This is a genomic window from Pseudomonas sp. Pseusp15, from assembly GCF_059492165.1.
Map to the genome: position 1 here is coordinate 5,063,968 of NZ_CP168523.1, position 14,948 is coordinate 5,078,915.

The window sequence follows — 14,948 nt, forward strand, 5'->3', positions numbered from 1 at the left end:
CCGATCCGTACTTTCCAATCGCCCACAAAAAAGGCCGTTTTCATATGAAAACGGCCTTTGAGAAGTAGCTAAAGACCGGCGAAAAACACTTAAGTTCCGCCCAAAAAACAGCAACTTATAGAAATGTGCTCAAGTCGTGTTATTCGTCGGATTTCTATTGTCACAACCATGACACAGCCTCAGGATCGCGCCGTCATCCCCTTGAGGTTCCTCTATGAAGTTCTCCTCGATTCTCTTGTTGTCCCTTGGCCTGGTCAGTGGCTTCGCGTCTGCTGGCGGCACCACCGAAGCAGGTGTGGGCGGCGCATTGGGCGGGGTTCTTGGCTCGGTCGTCGGTCAATCACTAGGCGGCAGTACAGGTTCAACCATTGGCGCGGCCCTGGGCGGCGCGGGTGGTAGCGCAGTTGGCGCAGACAGACGCAGCCGTGGCGAAGCCGCCATTGGCGGTGCGTTGGGCGCAGCTGGCGGTAACGTGGTCGGCCGCAGCATGGGCGGCACCACCGGTAGCCTGATCGGCTCCGCAGCAGGCGGCGGCCTCGGTGGCGCGCTGGGTAACCATATGGGCAACAGCAGCAATGACGACGATGATCGTCGTTCCTATCGTCGTGGTTATGACGATGATGATCGTCGCTACTACCGTGGTCACCCGGGTCGCGGCCATGCGTATGGGCATCGCAAGCATCACCATCGCTATCACGATGACGACTGAGGCTTGAATCGCCTCGTCGACCGTTAGATCCAAAAATCGCAGCCCTCGGGCTGCGATTTTTTTTGCCCTCAGATCGCCAGTCGCTCCAACGCCCCGCGCAACCCGGCAGGAATCGCCACCGGCTGATTCGACAGCCGATCGACGAATACATGCACGAAGCGCCCTGCCGCGCAGGCCTCATCTTCTCCAGCCTTGAACACCGCCAGCTCGTACTGCACCGAACTGCTGCCCAACTTGCCGACCCGCAGGCCAATCTCGATCCGATCCGGGAAGGCGATAGACGCGAAGTAATCGCAGGCCGAACTCACCACAAAACCCACCACCTCACCGTCATGGATATCCAGGCCGCCGACTTCGATCAGGTAGGTGTTCACCGCCGTATCGAAAAAACTGTAGTAGGTGACGTTATTGACATGACCGTAGGCGTCATTGTCATGCCAGCGGGTGGTGATGGGCTGGAAATGGGGGTAGTCGGTGCGATGGGGCATCGGGTTGGACATCAGCGTCGGTTCCTGGAGTTGGATGGCCAGTTTAAGGTGAAACTGCGAAGGCGCTGTCACAGGCACTACCTAAATCACATGTCGGTAAACCCTCTGCCCTGCGCCGCCAACTCCCCAATCAACCGTGCCGGGGCCCAGTGATCCCCCTGTTTGGTCTCAAGCTGCAACAACCGCAGATGAATATCGTCCAGCCCTTGCTGATCCGCCCAGGCCATCGGCCCGCCCTTGTCCGCCGGGAAACCATAACCGTTGAGGTACACCAGATCGATGTCGTGCGCCGACGCCGCAATGCCTTCCTGAAGGATCTTCGCCCCTTCATTGACCAGTGCCAGCAAGCTGCGCTCAAGAATCTCCTCTGGCCCTATCTCACGCCGCTGGAACCCCAACCCTTCGCTGATTTCCAGCACCAGCGCATCGACTTCCACATCATGCTCAGCCTGACGACTGCCCGGCTCGTAATGGTAATACCCGTCGCCGCTCTTCTGACCGAAACGCCCGAGCTCGCACAAACGATTGTCCACCTGAACCTCCGGCGCATCCTGGCCCTTGCCAGCCAGCTCCCGCGCGCGCCACTCCAGGTCAATGCCGACCACGTCATACATGCGGAACGGCCCCATGGCGAAACCAAAACCTTGCAGCGCCGCATCCACCTGATAAGGCAACGCCCCCTCCAGCAGCATCTTGCGCGCTTCGAGCACGTACGGATGCAGCATGCGGTTGCCGATGAAACCGTGACAGTTGCCCGAGACCACGCTGACCTTGCCCATGCGCTGGCCCAGTGCCAGGGCTGCATCAAGCACCGCCGGAGCGGTCTGGGCGCCGCGTACGATCTCTAGCAATTTCATGATGTGCGCCGGGCTGAAGAAGTGCAGGCCCAGGACCTGCTGCGGGCGGCGAGTGGCGGCGGCGATGGCGTCGATATCCAGCGCCGAGGTATTGCTGGCCAGAATCGCTTCAGGTTTGAGCAGGCCGTCGAGTTCGCGGAAGATTTTCTGCTTCAGCTCGAGGTTTTCGTAGACCGCTTCGATCACCAGATCAACATCGCGGATCGCTGCGTAATCGGCAGCCGCCGTTACCCGTGCAATGCGCGCATCCGCCTCGGTCTGATCGATCCGCCCCTGACGCACGCTGTGGGCGTAAGTGTCAGCCACGCTGGTCAGCGCCTGCTCAAGCATCTGCGGATTGTTATCGACCCACTGCACCGGCACCCCGGCGTTGGCCAGGCACATAACAATGCCACGGCCCATGGTGCCCGCGCCAATCACGGCGGCGCGCTGAATATCGAACGATGTCTGGCTCATGGTTGTTGTTCTCTTATTGGCGATCCAAAGACAGTCCTCACCATAGTCAGCCGATGCGTGTTTTTGAAGTTTATTCCCGTGATGGGTGACATTCAGCTGATGGATGCGCCCCAGACAATCCCTACAGATTAGAGGTTCGCCTCAGCCCACGTCCGGACCTCGCCATACGGATACTCCTCCAGCGCCGCAAACCCCGGAATCGACCGCGCCTTGAGCTTGGTAAACAACGGCACGCTGATCCCGCACAGAAACCGCGTCACGCGCTCCGCCGATGGAGCACTTCCCGTGTGCTGCTGGTGCCTGTGGATAAAATCACCGCACAGCGCCTCGAAATTTTTATCCACAAGCGCCGGCAATTCCGGTGGTTCGGGTAACCGCGCTACGTGGCCGTGACACACCGAACAATGCCCGCATCGCCGTGGCGCGTTTTCATCGCCGAAGTACTCGGCCAGGCGATATCCCAGGCAGTGGTCGGTGGCGAACAGATCCAGCATGGCGTGAATCCGCGAAATCTCGGTGCGTTCGTGCTGGGTGAAGTAGGTGTGCAATTCGGCGCTCAAGGCCTGGGAATCGAAGTCGGCTTGCAGCAGGCTATAGACCTCCGTCATCTGCTTGCTTTCAAGCTCCACCCAGCCCTTTTCCTGGAAGTAATCCAGCGCCTTGACCACTCGACTGCGCTCGGCGGAATGCTGCTGATACAGTGCGTCGAAATTCACCGTGGCCCAGGTCCGTGCGCGACTGGAAGTCTGGATGATCGCCGAGACGAAGTCCCTGCGCTCACCCTCGAAACGGGCCAGCAACGCTTCCGGCTCCTGCAAATACTTGAAGCGGTATTCGGCGTAATAGGCATAGCGTGGAGCGATCAGCCCGCGCAACTCCAGCTGTACCAGCAAGGTCTTGAGCGGCAACTGGCGGATGTTGCTCTGATCGGCCAAAGGCCCCAGCAGAAACTCCCACTGCCCCTCGGGCGCTGCGGCTTGCAACTCGTCGAGCACACAACGAATGCCGTCCCGCTCCGGTGTGTCGCCGTAGACGAAATTCTCCAGCACGTTGAGGCTGTCGCGGTTGGCCAGCACCAGGCAATCGGACGGCTGCCCGTCACGCCCGGCGCGGCCGATTTCCTGGCTGTAGTTTTCGATGGATTTGGGCAGGTCGAAATGCACCACGTTGCGGATATCGCTTTTGTCGATGCCCATGCCGAAGGCAATGGTGGCGACGATGCAATTGGACTGCCCGCCCATGAACCGGCGCTGAATCGCTTCCCGCTGCTCGTGGGGTAAACCGGCGTGATAGGCCTCTGCCTGTATACCGTTGCGCCCCAGGTGTTCGGCGATGTGCTCAGCGGTTTTTTGCAGAGTGACGTAGACAATGCTGGGCTGGCCGGGACGCTGGCTCATCCACTCGACCAGGCGGCGGCGCTTGTCCTGGCCACGCACCGGTTCCACCAACAGATTGAGATTGGGCCGGTAGAAACCGGTGGTCACCACATCCTCAGGCGCAATGGCGAACCTGGCCTCCATGTCGGCGATCACCTTGGGTGTCGCGGTGGCCGTCAGCAACAGCGCTTGAGGGATGTTGAACTGGCGCTGATAGTCCGGCAGCTTGAGGTAGTCGGGGCGGAAGTTGTGACCCCACTCGGAGATGCAGTGGGCCTCGTCCACCACCAACAGCGAGATCGGCACCTGCTGTAGAAAATGGCGAAAGCGCTCGTTCTTCAGGCGCTCCACGGAAATCATCAGAATCTTCAATTCGCCGGACTTGGCCCGGGCCATCACATCGCTGGCGTCATCGCGACTCTGGGCCGAATCGATACTGCCTGCCGCAATGCCGTGGCGCTGCAAGAACGCCAACTGATCCTGCATCAACGCCAGCAGAGGCGAGACCACCAGCGTCAGGTGCGGCAGCAGGATGGCCGGTAACTGATAGCACAGGGATTTGCCCGATCCGGTAGGGAAAATCGCCGCCGCCGAGCGCCCGGCCAACACCGCGCTGACCGCCGCCTCCTGGCCGGGCCGAAACTGTGGATAACCGAAAACCTGTTCCAGGGTGTTGTGCATAAGCTGTCACTCCGTTGACCGCTGCGAAGCCCAAAGCCTAGCCGGCGAACGCAGCGAGTCGAGAAAAGGTCGGGGGCAAAAACGATACGGGATGATACAGCGTCGGCCCATCGATTCCTTCGCCACAGATTGAAACAAACGAGGCACTTTGCCCCCTGACATCAGCCCCCTGTCAGCCGGTAAGGTGCGCCCCGAGAAAAACCATTATCCGCGAAGTTTTCATCAAGGCAGGACGCCTGCACGCGGATCCTCACAAAGGAACAATCATGCCTGACACTCTGTTTTTTCCAGTCGCCCTTTTCTTTGCATCCCTGCTGCTGAACGGGTGCATGAAGCTCCCTGACGACCCCCTCTACGCTGCGCCCACAACGCTGGACAGTGCCTCACAGACTTAGTCGTCGATCGACTGACCTCGGGTAGCTACGGCACCAATACCGCCACCCGCAACTGCTCATCCAGCGCCTGTTCATGAAATACCCGGCTCTTGCTCGCCCACGCCGCATAAGCCGGGCTTATTTCCCCCGTAAACGCCGCCGCCAGCTGACGCAAATCGGCGACCCTGCGCACACGAGGACAGAAGAGTTGGTCCTCGCAGTTCTGACTGGCACTGCGATAGGTTATCAGCAACCGATCCCACAACCCGTCACGCACTTGCCTGACCGACTTGAGCTTCACAGCCCGCACGCCCAGTCGCTGTTTCAGCCCCTGCTCATCCAGCGCTTCGCTGGCTAGCAATGCCTTGCCCACCATTAACACCTCGGCGCGAGATGCGGTGTCGATGTCCGCTTGGGTGGTCAGCGCACCCGGCCAACCGGTTCGCTCCATGTTGGCCAGCACGAGCGAATGACCGACGTCAGCAGCACCCGCTATCCGAGAAACAGCGGCCCACAATAATAAAATCGAGGCCACACGTAGCCACTGCATACCTAATTCCCTTTAAGAGTTGACTCAGACGCTTCGAAACGTCCTACACATTCTGGCGCGCACCCTCCAGAGGCTGGATGCGTTAAGCCTGACAATCCCGTAGGAATATCGACCACCAAGGGAAAAGCTTAAAAAATAGTCGAGGGATGCGTAGGCAAAGGGCGATAACACCGGTAAACCCCCTACAAAACCTGTCCACTTGCACCACCTTGCGACGCCTCGCTGTGGCCCTCTATAGTTTTCGACGCGGCTGAAAACACTGTGTCGGCCCGCCGGCGAGACTGCCCGACTTCCCACAGGACTGACTTCGATGAACACGCGCCACTCGTTAACAGACCGCTATCGCCCGCTCAAAACCAGCTACAGCAATACCCCCGTGTTGGTCATCGACACCGAGGCCGATCCCCACGAAATCCTCGATGCCGCCCGACAACGCATCCGCGCCGCTGGCGACCTGCTCGAAACACTCTATTGCCTGTGCTTCAAACAGGCCGACGCGAAAGACATACCCAATATCGTCAACGCGTTGTACCTGCTGACCCAGGATGGCAACGAACTACTCGAAATCGCCCGGCAACGCCTGCCGAAAACCACAGCGGTTTGAGACCCTGACCACGATCCCCTGTAGGAGCGAGGCTTGCCCGCGAAGAACGATAACGCGGTGTGTCTGATGAAAAACACAGACAAAGCGGCCTGCGACGCATGGTTCAGAGCACAAGTACAAGCCAGCCTCAACGACCCTCGCCCCAGCATTCCAGATGGAGAAGCCAAACGCCTGATGGCAATCAAACGAGACAAACTGCAAAAGAGATAAGTCCGTAGGCAACGCCCTATCAACGCTTCGTCCCGGTCCTACAACCGAAGACACCTTGTCGCCTATCGCTGCCCGGTGGCTCAAACCTATAGTCGTGACTGTCGCTGCCAAATCAGCGGCTCGGGCTTGGTCACCCGAATGGCTCATATCTACGCGTCCGTTGTATGCTGCCGGCACTTCAAGTGCCTGCACGCTATATGGTGGCTGTGTTTGGGACGCCCTCGGGCGTGCCGGGATGTGAGCCTCATCGGTTGACCAACCCGAACACAGTCCGCCTCCCATCGCTTGGTCACGGTGGCGGCGGTTCTTCCTGATGCATTTGAGGCTAAAACCAATGAAGACATGGAATCCGCTCACCAACGATCGTTACCTTCCACTCCAATCCAATCTCACCGACACCCCGCCCCTGATCATCGACACAGAGGCCAACCCGCAAGACATCCTCGAAGCCGCCCTCCAGCGCATCCGAGCCTCCAGTGATCTCCTCAAAACCCTGCACTGCGTTTGCTTCAAACACGCTGATGTCGAAGACATCCCCCACATCACTCACGCGCTCTTCTTGCTGACCCAGGATGGCTGCGACCTACTGAAAGTCGCCCAACAACGCATGTTGGGCTGGAAAGCGCCAGCCTGACCACGCGCTAACAGGCAAGCCGCGCCCCTGTGGGAGCTGGCTTGCCTGGGTAGTAACCGGAGACATCCTTTACGTTTTAACCGCTGCCATCGGGCTTGCGCCCTTCCCCACGAATCCGACGCCCAATAAGATCCTCCAAAGCCCAACCGGATGCCCCGTAATGATCCTCGCCCCCAACTTCCCCGACGACCACGCCATGCACCTGCTCATGCAGTTGCTGCACGAAGAACTCGGCCTGCCCGAACGCAAAACCATCAGCCTCACCACCTCGATCAACTTCGACCTGGGCTGTGACGGCGCAGATGCGCGGCATCTGATGGAAGCGCTGGAAGAACAGTTCGCCATCGACTTCGTCGACTACGACGCGTATCGGTACTTTCAGCCTGAAGGGTTTGATGTGTTTCTCAAGCGCCGAGCGAAGGGTCGTGGCGACAAAGTGCCGCTGACCATTGGCATGCTCTATAAAGCAGTCAAGAAACAACGGTGGGATACGCAGGAAGTGGAAGGGGTCGAGGGGATCTGATCAACAGAAGTGGAATTATTCTGGCTGTTTAGCGTGTTTACTGCGGGAATATTGCCAGTTTTGCCTCAAGGGAACTGAATCAGCGCTCACAAAAAAGCCGCCCCAAAGGGCGGCTTTCTCATTGCATCAGACCAACTCTTACAACTTCGGCCCAGCAGCCTTGATCGCGTCGCTCACGTCGAACTTCTTGAAGTTCTCGACAAACAACCCGGCCAGTGCTTTAGCAGCTTCATCGTAAGCAGCCTTGTCAGCCCAGGTGTTACGTGGGTTCAGCAGGCCAGTCTCAACGCCCGGCACAGCCAATGGCACGTCAAGGTTGATGGTGTCCAGGTGCTCAGTCTCGGCACCGATCAACGCGCCGCTCTGGATCGCTGCGATCACGCCGCGGGTGGTCGGGATGTTGAAGCGTTTGCCGACGCCGTAGCCGCCGCCGGTCCAGCCGGTGTTGACCAGGTAAACCTTGGAGCCGAAGCCGCGGATGCGCTTGATCAGCAGTTCTGCGTATTCGCCAGCCGGACGCGGGAAGAACGGTGCGCCGAAGCAGGTGGAGAAGGTCGACTTGATGCCGCTGCCGGAACCCATTTCGGTCGAGCCTACCAGAGCGGTGTAGCCGGACAGGAAGTGGTAGGCCGCTTGTTCTTCATTGAGGATCGACACTGGCGGCAGCACGCCGGTCAGGTCGCAGGTCAGGAAGATCACCGCGTTTGGCTCGCCACCGAGGTTCTTCTCGGAACGCTTGGCTACGTGCTCCAGCGGGTAGGCGGCGCGGCTGTTCTGGGTCAGGCTGACATCGGTGTAGTCGGCGTGCTTGGCGTCGTCGATAACAACGTTTTCCAGGACTGCGCCGTGTTTGATGGCTTTCCAGATGACCGGCTCGTTCTTCTCGGACAGGTCGATGCACTTGGCATAGCAACCGCCTTCGATGTTGAACACCACGCCTTCGCCCCAGCCGTGTTCGTCGTCACCGATCAGGTAACGGCTTTCGTCGGCGGACAAGGTGGTCTTGCCGGTGCCGGACAGACCGAAGAACAGGGTCACGTCGCCCGCTTCGCCGATGTTGGCGGCGCAGTGCATCGGCAGTACGTCGGCGGCCGGCAGCAGGAAGTTCTGCACCGAGAACATGGCTTTCTTCATTTCACCGGCGTAGCGCATGCCGGCGAGCAGCACTTTTTTCTGCGCGAAGTTGATGATCACGCAGCCGTCGGAGTTGGTGCCGTCACGCTCTGGCACGCACTCGAAGTTGGCAACGTTCAGAACTTGCCACTCTTCACGACCGGCCGGGTTGTACTGGGCCGGGTTGATGAACAGGCAACGACCGAACAGGTTCTGCCAGGCAGTCTGGGTAGTCATTTTCACGGCCAGGTAGTGCTCTTCAGCCGAACCTACGTGCACGTGGGAAACGAAATGCTCTTGCGCGTTGTTGAACGCCTCGACGCGAGCCCACAGGGCATCGAACTTGTCGGCCGGGAACTTGCGGTTGATCGGGCCCCAGGCAATGGCGTCCTGAGTAGTCGGCTCTTCAACGATGAAACGATCGACTGGCGAACGGCCGGTACGGTGACCGGTGCGAACAACCAGCGCGCCGGTATCGGCAAGCTCGCCTTCACCGCGATTCAGGGCTTGTTTAACCAGATCATCAACACTCAGATCGGTGTACACGGCGTTATTGGCTTGCGTCATGAGGTTCCCCGTCGGCCAGTGGCCGAGTGCTCCAAACGTTTTGTAGTAGAAAGTCGTGCACTACTACCGCGAAAAAAGTGGGCCGGATTATGCCAGAAAAGCCCAAAAAGTGTAGGGCCCTCCCGTCAGAACGGCGTTATTCCGGCGCAAAGCAGTGAATTTACCTGCGCTGAAGCGTTTTAGTGACGGGTATCTGACGGCGTATCAACCCCTGCTCCGGCGAATAATTGGGTGATATCGGCCGCGTCGAACAGGTAGCGCTCGTTGCAAAACTGGCAATCGACCTCGATGCTGCCGCCATGCTCGACGACCAGCTGCTGCGCATCTTCCAGTCCCAGACTGACCAGCGCATTGCCCGAGCGTTCCCGGGAGCAACTGCAATGGAAGCGCAGTTTCTGCACATCGAACAGACGCACTTGTTCTTCGTGGTACAGGCGATGGAGCACGGTTTCGTTGTCCAGGCTCAGCAATTCGTCGGCGGTCAGGGTGCTGGCCAGGGCGGTGATGTGCTGCCAACTGGCGGCGCGATCTTCTTCATCTTTCAGACGGTCGGCAGGCAATTGCTGCAACAGCAGGCCACGGGCACGACGGCCGTCGGCGTACAGCTTGAAGCGGGTGCCAACCTGCTGCGACATGACGAAATAGTTGGTGAAGCAATCGGACAGGGTTTCACCGTCGAGATCGACGATACCCTGATAGCGCTGGCCTTGAGTCGGGTCGACAGTCAGCGCCAACACGCCATTGGGCATCAGGTCGGCGAGCGTCGCATCGGGCGCGATCTGCTCGGCGTCGTAGCGGGCCAGGCCGCGAATTTCGCGCTCGCTGGAGCACTCGATCATCAGCATCGGCACCGGGCCTTCGGAACGGGCCTGAAGAATCAGCAAGCCATCGAACTTCAAGGTGCCTACCAGCAACGCTGCAGCCGCCATCAGCTCGCCCAGCAATTGCGCGACCGGCTCCGGATAGGTGTGTTTGGCGAGGACTTCGGCATAGCTACGCTCCAATGCCACCAGTTCGCCGCGGGTGTCGCTGTCATCGAAGATGAAGCGTTGGGTGTAGTCGGTATCCGGTAGATCGGTCATAGGTCTGGGTATCTGAAGTGGTGACAAAAAAGGTTACAAAAAATGAAACACGCCGTAGCAGCACTTTTGGGGGTGAGCTTAGCCATAGCGGCATTTTATGAACAATTCGGGGTTGTTCCAAGCAAGGTCAAACCTCGGTTTTCGACGAGCGGTGCTTTCACCTGCGAAATGCGCCGTTGGCGAATATCCCCCATATGGCTGCACAGGCAGGCGATTACAAGTCTGCGCCCGACGGCCGTCACTACTCGTCGTTGCTGCTGCCGCGAAACTTGAACAAATCCCGGCGCTGTTTCTTGCTCGGTTTACCGTCGGTGCTCACGCCCAACGCCCCGGCCTTGCGCATGGCCGCCGCCGCTTCGCGCTTGGCAATGCTGGCTTCGGTTTCGGCATACAGAGCCTGGGCTTCCGGCGCGCCACGACGCACGATCGACAACGCCTGGACCACCACCGTGCGTTCCTCGAAGCCGGTGCGAATCTGAAACTCGTCGCCGATCCTCGGCTCCTTGCCTGGCTTGCAGCGCTCGCCCCGGCAATGCACCTTGCCGCTTTCAATCGCGGCCTTGGCCAAGGCACGTGTTTTATAAAAACGCGCAGCCCACAACCATTTATCGAGACGGACCTTGTCGTCCTCTTCGCTTTTTTGTGCCATTGGATGTCCTCATTCTGAAATATCGATGAACTGTACTACCGTTTCTGTCGTGCCATGAATCACAACGCCGTGGATTAGAATGCAGGCATTCCCCCCCTGTTTGAGGGATGAAAATCCGGGCCGTAGATATCTGTCGCCTTTTACCCATTATTCTGCGTGAATACCGCGAATTCGGCCGCACACGGCCTGAGCGGTTTTTGCCGGTTGAGCACTTTTGAAGACATTTGACCATTTGACCGTTGTCGGTCTGCGCGAGTGGGTGGCGCTCCCGGATTTGGGAGTCGCGGGCCTTCGGGCAAAAATCGACACCGGCGCCAGTACCTCCAGCCTGCATGCCACCGACATCGAGCCGTTCGAGCGCGATGGCGAACAGTGGGTGCGCTTCACCGCGCACCTGGGCACGGTGGTGCAATTGCGGCACCGGCGCTGCGAAGCACCGCTGGTAACGATGAAAACCATTAAAAGCTCCAACGGCCACGCGCAGATGCGCTATGTGGTCAGTACCACCCTGGCCCTCGGTGATCGGGTCTGGCGGGTCGAGTTCACCCTCGCCTGCCGCAAGTCCATGCGTTATCGCCTGTTACTCGGTTCCAAAGCCCTGATCGACGGCCAGTTGGTGGTCAATCCGGGCATCAAATATGTACAAGACAAGCCGGTGTTCCCGGTATCTACCCTCTCCACAGGTGTTGCATGAAGATCGCTGTGCTGTCGCGGAATCCGCGTCTGTATTCCACCCGTCGTCTGGTCGAAGCCGGTGTAGAGCGTGGCCATGAAATGGTGGTGATCGACACCCTGCGCGCCTACATGAACATTGCCAGCCACAAGCCGCAAATCCACTACCGTGGCAAACCGCTGGAGGGTTTCGATGCGGTGATCCCGCGGATCGGCGCATCGGTCACGTTTTATGGATGCGCGGTGCTGCGCCAGTTCGAAATGATGGGGGTGTTTCCGCTCAACGAGTCGGTGGCCATCGCCCGTTCCCGAGACAAACTGCGTTCCCTGCAATTGCTGTCGCGCCGGGGGATCGGTTTGCCGGTCACCGGTTTTGCGCACTCCCCGGATGACATTCCCGACTTGATCGAGATGGTCAACGGCGCACCGCTGGTGATCAAAGTGCTGGAAGGCACCCAGGGCATCGGCGTGGTGCTGTGTGAAACGGCGACGGCGGCGGAGTCGGTGATCGAGGCCTTCATGGGCTTGAAGCAGAACATCATGGTTCAGGAGTACATCAAGGAAGCCGGCGGCGCGGACATTCGCTGTTTCGTGGTCGGTGACAAGGTGATCGCGGCGATGAAGCGCCAGGCCAAGCCGGGGGAGTTTCGCTCCAACCTGCATCGCGGCGGTAGCGCGAGCCTGATCAAGATCACCCCGGAAGAGCGCATGACCGCGTTGCGTGCAGCGAAGGTCATGGGTTTGGCAGTGGCGGGTGTGGATATCCTGCGTTCCAATCACGGCCCGTTGGTGATGGAAGTGAACTCGTCGCCGGGTCTGGAAGGGATTGAAACCACCACCGGGAAGAACGTGGCGGGGATCATCATCGAGCATCTGGAGAAGAATGGCGGGCCAAATATGACGCGGACCAAAGGTAAAGGGTGAAGCTTACTCAGGCCCTGCGGCGAGGGAGCTTGCTCCCGCTGAACCGGGCTGGTGGTCCAGGCCGAAGGACTCCCGAAACCGGCAACCGTGTTTTTTCATTGAAATACGGTTGCCTGATTTCACGGTCGCTGCGCAACCGAGCGGGAGCAAGCTCCCTCGCCACAGAGGTTGTGTACGACGCTTAAACCGCATCCCGCGGCAACATCAACCCAAGCGGCAACCGAACCCGCGCTTCCAGCCCACCACCGGAGCGGTTGCGCAGCTCGACATTCCCGCCATGCATCGAGGCGATCCGTTTCACGATCGCCAGCCCCAACCCCGTCCCCTTTCCGCCCCGGGCCCGATCGCCACGGGTGAACGGGTTGAAAATCGCTTCCAGCTCCGACGGATCAATCCCCGCGCCACGGTCCATGACACTCAGCACCACATACGGCGCGCTGGTATCCCCGGACACATAAGCCGCCACTTCCACTCCACTGCCAGCGTGATGCAGCGCATTGCCGATCAGGTTGTTCAGCAGCCGCTTCATCGACACCCGACGCAACGGGAACGGCTGGATCGGCTCCAGGCGCAAGTGCACTTTTTCTTCGTTCTGGTTGTACGGTGCGGCGACTTCGCGAACCAGATCGCTCAGGTCCACTTCTTCCACCAACTCGTCACGACCGTCGCGAATGAAGGCCAGGAACTGGTCAAGAATCGCGTCCATGTCTTCGATGTCGCGGATCATGTCGTCCGTCAGGTCGCTGTGATCGCCCATCAGTTCCAGGGACAGCCGCAAACGGGTCAGCGGCGTGCGCAGGTCGTGAGACACCCCGGCCAGCATCAGCTCGCGCTCACGCCCCGCCTGTTCGACGTCTTCGGCCATCTGATTGAAGGCGCGATAGACCTCGGTCATTTCACTCGGCGTGTCGCTGATCGGCAGACGCACGCTGCGGCCCTGACCGAGTTGCCGCGCGGCATAGACCAGACGTTTCAACGGTTGATTGAGCTGGCTGACGAAAATCCACGCCGAAGCGGTCGACAACAAGCCGATGGCGAGGAACCAGCCGAGCACGTTCCAGATTTTCTGGCCGCGCAACGGATGCGGATACAGCGGCACTTTCAGCCAGCCATCGCCCAGGCTGGGCGCCCGGACCCACAGCGCCGGTGGCGAGTGCATGCGTAATCGTACTTCGGTGTCGGCACCCAGTTCGGCCTGCATCTGTCGCTGGTAGATCTCGCTGTACGGCCAGTGCTGCTCGCCTTCGGGCACACCGGCCCCTACCACCCGGATCAGGGTCGCGGCATCGGCAATCTTCGCGCGGTTCTCTTCATCGGCGGCCCAATAGGCGCGCAGCGTCAGGGCGACGCCGTGGCTGTATTGGCGATCCACCAGCACGTCTTCGTTCATCAACAGATAAACCAGGGTCAGCGCCTTGGAGAACAGGACGACGATCAGCACCAGCCACAGGGTGCGGGAGAAGAAGCTCTGGGGGAACCAAACAGGGGTTTTCATGGGTAACCGCTACACACTTGCAGGAGCGAGCGATGCTCGCATATTGCGGATCGCGAGTCTGCGGGAAAGGTCATCCGACCCGTTGCCCGCAGGACCCGCTCCTACAAATCACCGATCACTTCGTGGCGGCGCCATCCGGAACGAACACGTAGCCCACGCCCCAGACGGTCTGGATGTAGCGCGGTTTGGACGGATCGGGCTCGATCATCCGGCGCAGACGGGATATCTGCACGTCGATGGAACGCTCCAGGGCATCCCACTCGCGGCCACGGGCCAGGTTCATCAGCTTGTCGCGGGTCAGCGGTTGACGGGCGTTCATGACCAGCGCCTTGAGCACCGCGAACTCACCGGTGGTGAGCATGTGCACTTTGTCGCCACGCTTGAGTTCGCGGGTGGCCAGGGACAGCTCGTAGTCACCGAAGGTCACGCTTTCGTCTTCGCTGCCCGGCGCACCCGGCACCGGTGCTGCCTGGCGCCGCAGCACCGCTTTGACCCGGGCCATCAGCTCGTCCGGGTTGAACGGCTTGGCCAGGTAATCGTCGGCGCCCAGCTCCAGGCCCTTGATGCGGCTCAGCTCGTCGCCCTTGGCGGTGAGCATGATGATTGGAATCTGATTGTTCGCCGTGCGCAGGCGGCGGCAGGCGGTCAGGCCGTCTTCGCCGGGCAGCATCAGGTCGAGGACGACCAGGTTGAACACTTCACGCGCCAGCAGGCGGTCCATTTGCTCGGTGTTCGGGACGGCGCGGGCACGGTAGCCCTTGCTGACGAAAAAGCGTTCCAGCAGGCTGCTCAGCCCTGGATCGTCGTCAACGATAAGAATTTTTTCGCCTTCAGCAGTTTGTGCAGTGCTGCTCATTGGATGCTCCTTTGATCTCGGCGCGCATTATGGCGTAGCTGCCGTTATACGCACCGTGTGCATTGTTAGCAGATTTTTCCTTCACCGCCAGAAAACCAGTCTTTTCGCCTACAGCCTGCAATGCCCCC

The 14,948-nt window shown here is 59.7% G+C and carries 16 protein-coding genes; 7 read left to right on the top strand and 9 right to left on the bottom strand.

The features are described 5' to 3' along the window. Positions 1–214: 214 nt before the first annotated feature. Positions 215–709, top strand: a complete 495-nt coding sequence (locus ACEN8R_RS22855; protein ID WP_018929304.1) for a glycine zipper domain-containing protein — start codon at positions 215–217, stop codon at positions 707–709. Positions 710–777: 68 nt separating this feature from the next. Here the strand turns inward: ACEN8R_RS22855 and ACEN8R_RS22860 are convergent, their stop codons facing one another. The 4 genes from ACEN8R_RS22860 to ACEN8R_RS22875 all read right to left on the bottom strand — a co-directional run bounded on the left by ACEN8R_RS22860 (position 778) and on the right by ACEN8R_RS22875 (position 5,491). Beyond that, on the bottom strand, positions 778–1,209 hold the full coding sequence (locus ACEN8R_RS22860) for an acyl-CoA thioesterase (RefSeq protein WP_018929305.1): 432 nt from the start codon (positions 1,207–1,209) through the stop codon (positions 778–780). A gap of 74 nt (positions 1,210–1,283) precedes the next feature. Then, the gene (locus ACEN8R_RS22865; RefSeq protein WP_018929306.1) at positions 1,284–2,510 is read right to left on the bottom strand and encodes a 3-hydroxyacyl-CoA dehydrogenase; all 1,227 of its coding nucleotides are present in this window, start codon (positions 2,508–2,510) and stop codon (positions 1,284–1,286) included. A 128-nt stretch (positions 2,511–2,638) separates the two neighbouring features. Beyond that, positions 2,639–4,567, bottom strand: coding sequence for a RecQ family ATP-dependent DNA helicase (locus tag ACEN8R_RS22870; RefSeq protein ID WP_018929307.1), 1,929 nt, complete (start codon positions 4,565–4,567; stop codon positions 2,639–2,641). A gap of 420 nt (positions 4,568–4,987) precedes the next feature. Then, a complete protein-coding gene (locus ACEN8R_RS22875) occupies positions 4,988–5,491 on the bottom strand; it encodes a hypothetical protein (protein WP_018929309.1) in 504 nt (167 codons plus the stop codon). 310 nt (positions 5,492–5,801) lie between these two features. Between ACEN8R_RS22875 and ACEN8R_RS22880 the strand changes: the two genes are divergently transcribed. The 4 genes from ACEN8R_RS22880 to ACEN8R_RS22895 all read left to right on the top strand — a co-directional run bounded on the left by ACEN8R_RS22880 (position 5,802) and on the right by ACEN8R_RS22895 (position 7,462). Continuing rightward, positions 5,802–6,095, top strand: coding sequence for a hypothetical protein (locus tag ACEN8R_RS22880; RefSeq protein ID WP_018929310.1), 294 nt, complete (start codon positions 5,802–5,804; stop codon positions 6,093–6,095). A 66-nt stretch (positions 6,096–6,161) separates the two neighbouring features. Then, positions 6,162–6,305 (top strand): antitoxin PaaA2 family protein, encoded by a 144-nt coding sequence (locus ACEN8R_RS22885; RefSeq protein WP_167331197.1) that lies wholly within the window; start codon positions 6,162–6,164, stop codon positions 6,303–6,305. Between the two features lie 334 nt (positions 6,306–6,639). Then, positions 6,640–6,939, top strand: coding sequence for a hypothetical protein (locus ACEN8R_RS22890; RefSeq protein ID WP_018929312.1), 300 nt, complete (start codon positions 6,640–6,642; stop codon positions 6,937–6,939). Positions 6,940–7,099: 160 nt separating this feature from the next. Next, the gene (locus ACEN8R_RS22895; protein ID WP_018929313.1) at positions 7,100–7,462 is read left to right on the top strand and encodes a DUF1493 family protein; all 363 of its coding nucleotides are present in this window, start codon (positions 7,100–7,102) and stop codon (positions 7,460–7,462) included. 138 nt (positions 7,463–7,600) lie between these two features. Here ACEN8R_RS22895 and ACEN8R_RS22900 read toward each other — a convergent pair whose 3' ends face one another. The 3 genes from ACEN8R_RS22900 to ACEN8R_RS22910 all read right to left on the bottom strand — a co-directional run bounded on the left by ACEN8R_RS22900 (position 7,601) and on the right by ACEN8R_RS22910 (position 10,873). Then, positions 7,601–9,142 (bottom strand): phosphoenolpyruvate carboxykinase, encoded by a 1,542-nt coding sequence (locus ACEN8R_RS22900; protein ID WP_018929314.1) that lies wholly within the window; start codon positions 9,140–9,142, stop codon positions 7,601–7,603. 179 nt (positions 9,143–9,321) lie between these two features. Continuing rightward, positions 9,322–10,224, bottom strand: coding sequence for an Hsp33 family molecular chaperone HslO (hslO, locus tag ACEN8R_RS22905; RefSeq protein ID WP_018929315.1), 903 nt, complete (start codon positions 10,222–10,224; stop codon positions 9,322–9,324). Positions 10,225–10,465: 241 nt separating this feature from the next. Then, the gene (locus ACEN8R_RS22910) at positions 10,466–10,873 is read right to left on the bottom strand and encodes an RNA-binding S4 domain-containing protein (RefSeq protein ID WP_018929316.1); all 408 of its coding nucleotides are present in this window, start codon (positions 10,871–10,873) and stop codon (positions 10,466–10,468) included. 214 nt (positions 10,874–11,087) lie between these two features. On the opposite strand from ACEN8R_RS22910, the gene rimB reads away from it, so the two are divergent. Both rimB and rimK read left to right on the top strand, forming a co-directional pair. Then, positions 11,088–11,567, top strand: coding sequence for a retropepsin-like aspartic endopeptidase RimB (gene rimB, locus ACEN8R_RS22915; protein ID WP_018929317.1), 480 nt, complete (start codon positions 11,088–11,090; stop codon positions 11,565–11,567). After that, complete coding sequence (rimK, locus tag ACEN8R_RS22920; protein ID WP_018929318.1) at positions 11,564–12,469, top strand: 30S ribosomal protein S6--L-glutamate ligase; 906 nt, start codon at positions 11,564–11,566, stop codon at positions 12,467–12,469. The genes rimB and rimK overlap by 4 nt, the downstream gene beginning before the upstream one ends. A gap of 181 nt (positions 12,470–12,650) precedes the next feature. Here the strand turns inward: rimK and ACEN8R_RS22925 are convergent, their stop codons facing one another. After that, positions 12,651–13,964 (bottom strand): ATP-binding protein, encoded by a 1,314-nt coding sequence (locus ACEN8R_RS22925; RefSeq protein WP_007939543.1) that lies wholly within the window; start codon positions 13,962–13,964, stop codon positions 12,651–12,653. Positions 13,965–14,079: 115 nt separating this feature from the next. Further along, positions 14,080–14,820 carry an osmolarity response regulator transcription factor OmpR gene (ompR, locus tag ACEN8R_RS22930; protein ID WP_007939544.1) on the bottom strand — a complete coding sequence of 247 codons (741 nt, stop codon included), beginning with the start codon at positions 14,818–14,820 and terminating at the stop codon, positions 14,080–14,082. Between the last annotated feature and the right edge of the window lie 128 nt (positions 14,821–14,948).

Bases quoted from the DNA above. Each gene is read 5' to 3' on its own strand.
- ACEN8R_RS22855 (WP_018929304.1), top strand. From the start codon at position 215: ATGAAGTTCTCCTCGATTCTCTTGTTGTCCCTTGGCCTGGTCAGTGGC.
- ACEN8R_RS22860 (WP_018929305.1), bottom strand. From the start codon at position 1,209: ATGTCCAACCCGATGCCCCATCGCACCGACTACCCCCATTTCCAGCCC.
- ACEN8R_RS22865 (WP_018929306.1), bottom strand. From the start codon at position 2,510: ATGAGCCAGACATCGTTCGATATTCAGCGCGCCGCCGTGATTGGCGCG.
- ACEN8R_RS22870 (WP_018929307.1), bottom strand. From the start codon at position 4,567: ATGCACAACACCCTGGAACAGGTTTTCGGTTATCCACAGTTTCGGCCC.
- ACEN8R_RS22875 (WP_018929309.1), bottom strand. From the start codon at position 5,491: ATGCAGTGGCTACGTGTGGCCTCGATTTTATTATTGTGGGCCGCTGTT.
- ACEN8R_RS22880 (WP_018929310.1), top strand. From the start codon at position 5,802: ATGAACACGCGCCACTCGTTAACAGACCGCTATCGCCCGCTCAAAACC.
- ACEN8R_RS22885 (WP_167331197.1), top strand. From the start codon at position 6,162: ATGAAAAACACAGACAAAGCGGCCTGCGACGCATGGTTCAGAGCACAA.
- ACEN8R_RS22890 (WP_018929312.1), top strand. From the start codon at position 6,640: ATGAAGACATGGAATCCGCTCACCAACGATCGTTACCTTCCACTCCAA.
- ACEN8R_RS22895 (WP_018929313.1), top strand. From the start codon at position 7,100: ATGATCCTCGCCCCCAACTTCCCCGACGACCACGCCATGCACCTGCTC.
- ACEN8R_RS22900 (WP_018929314.1), bottom strand. From the start codon at position 9,142: ATGACGCAAGCCAATAACGCCGTGTACACCGATCTGAGTGTTGATGAT.
- hslO (WP_018929315.1), bottom strand. From the start codon at position 10,224: ATGACCGATCTACCGGATACCGACTACACCCAACGCTTCATCTTCGAT.
- ACEN8R_RS22910 (WP_018929316.1), bottom strand. From the start codon at position 10,873: ATGGCACAAAAAAGCGAAGAGGACGACAAGGTCCGTCTCGATAAATGG.
- rimK (WP_018929318.1), top strand. From the start codon at position 11,564: ATGAAGATCGCTGTGCTGTCGCGGAATCCGCGTCTGTATTCCACCCGT.
- ACEN8R_RS22925 (WP_007939543.1), bottom strand. From the start codon at position 13,964: ATGAAAACCCCTGTTTGGTTCCCCCAGAGCTTCTTCTCCCGCACCCTG.
- ompR (WP_007939544.1), bottom strand. From the start codon at position 14,820: ATGAGCAGCACTGCACAAACTGCTGAAGGCGAAAAAATTCTTATCGTT.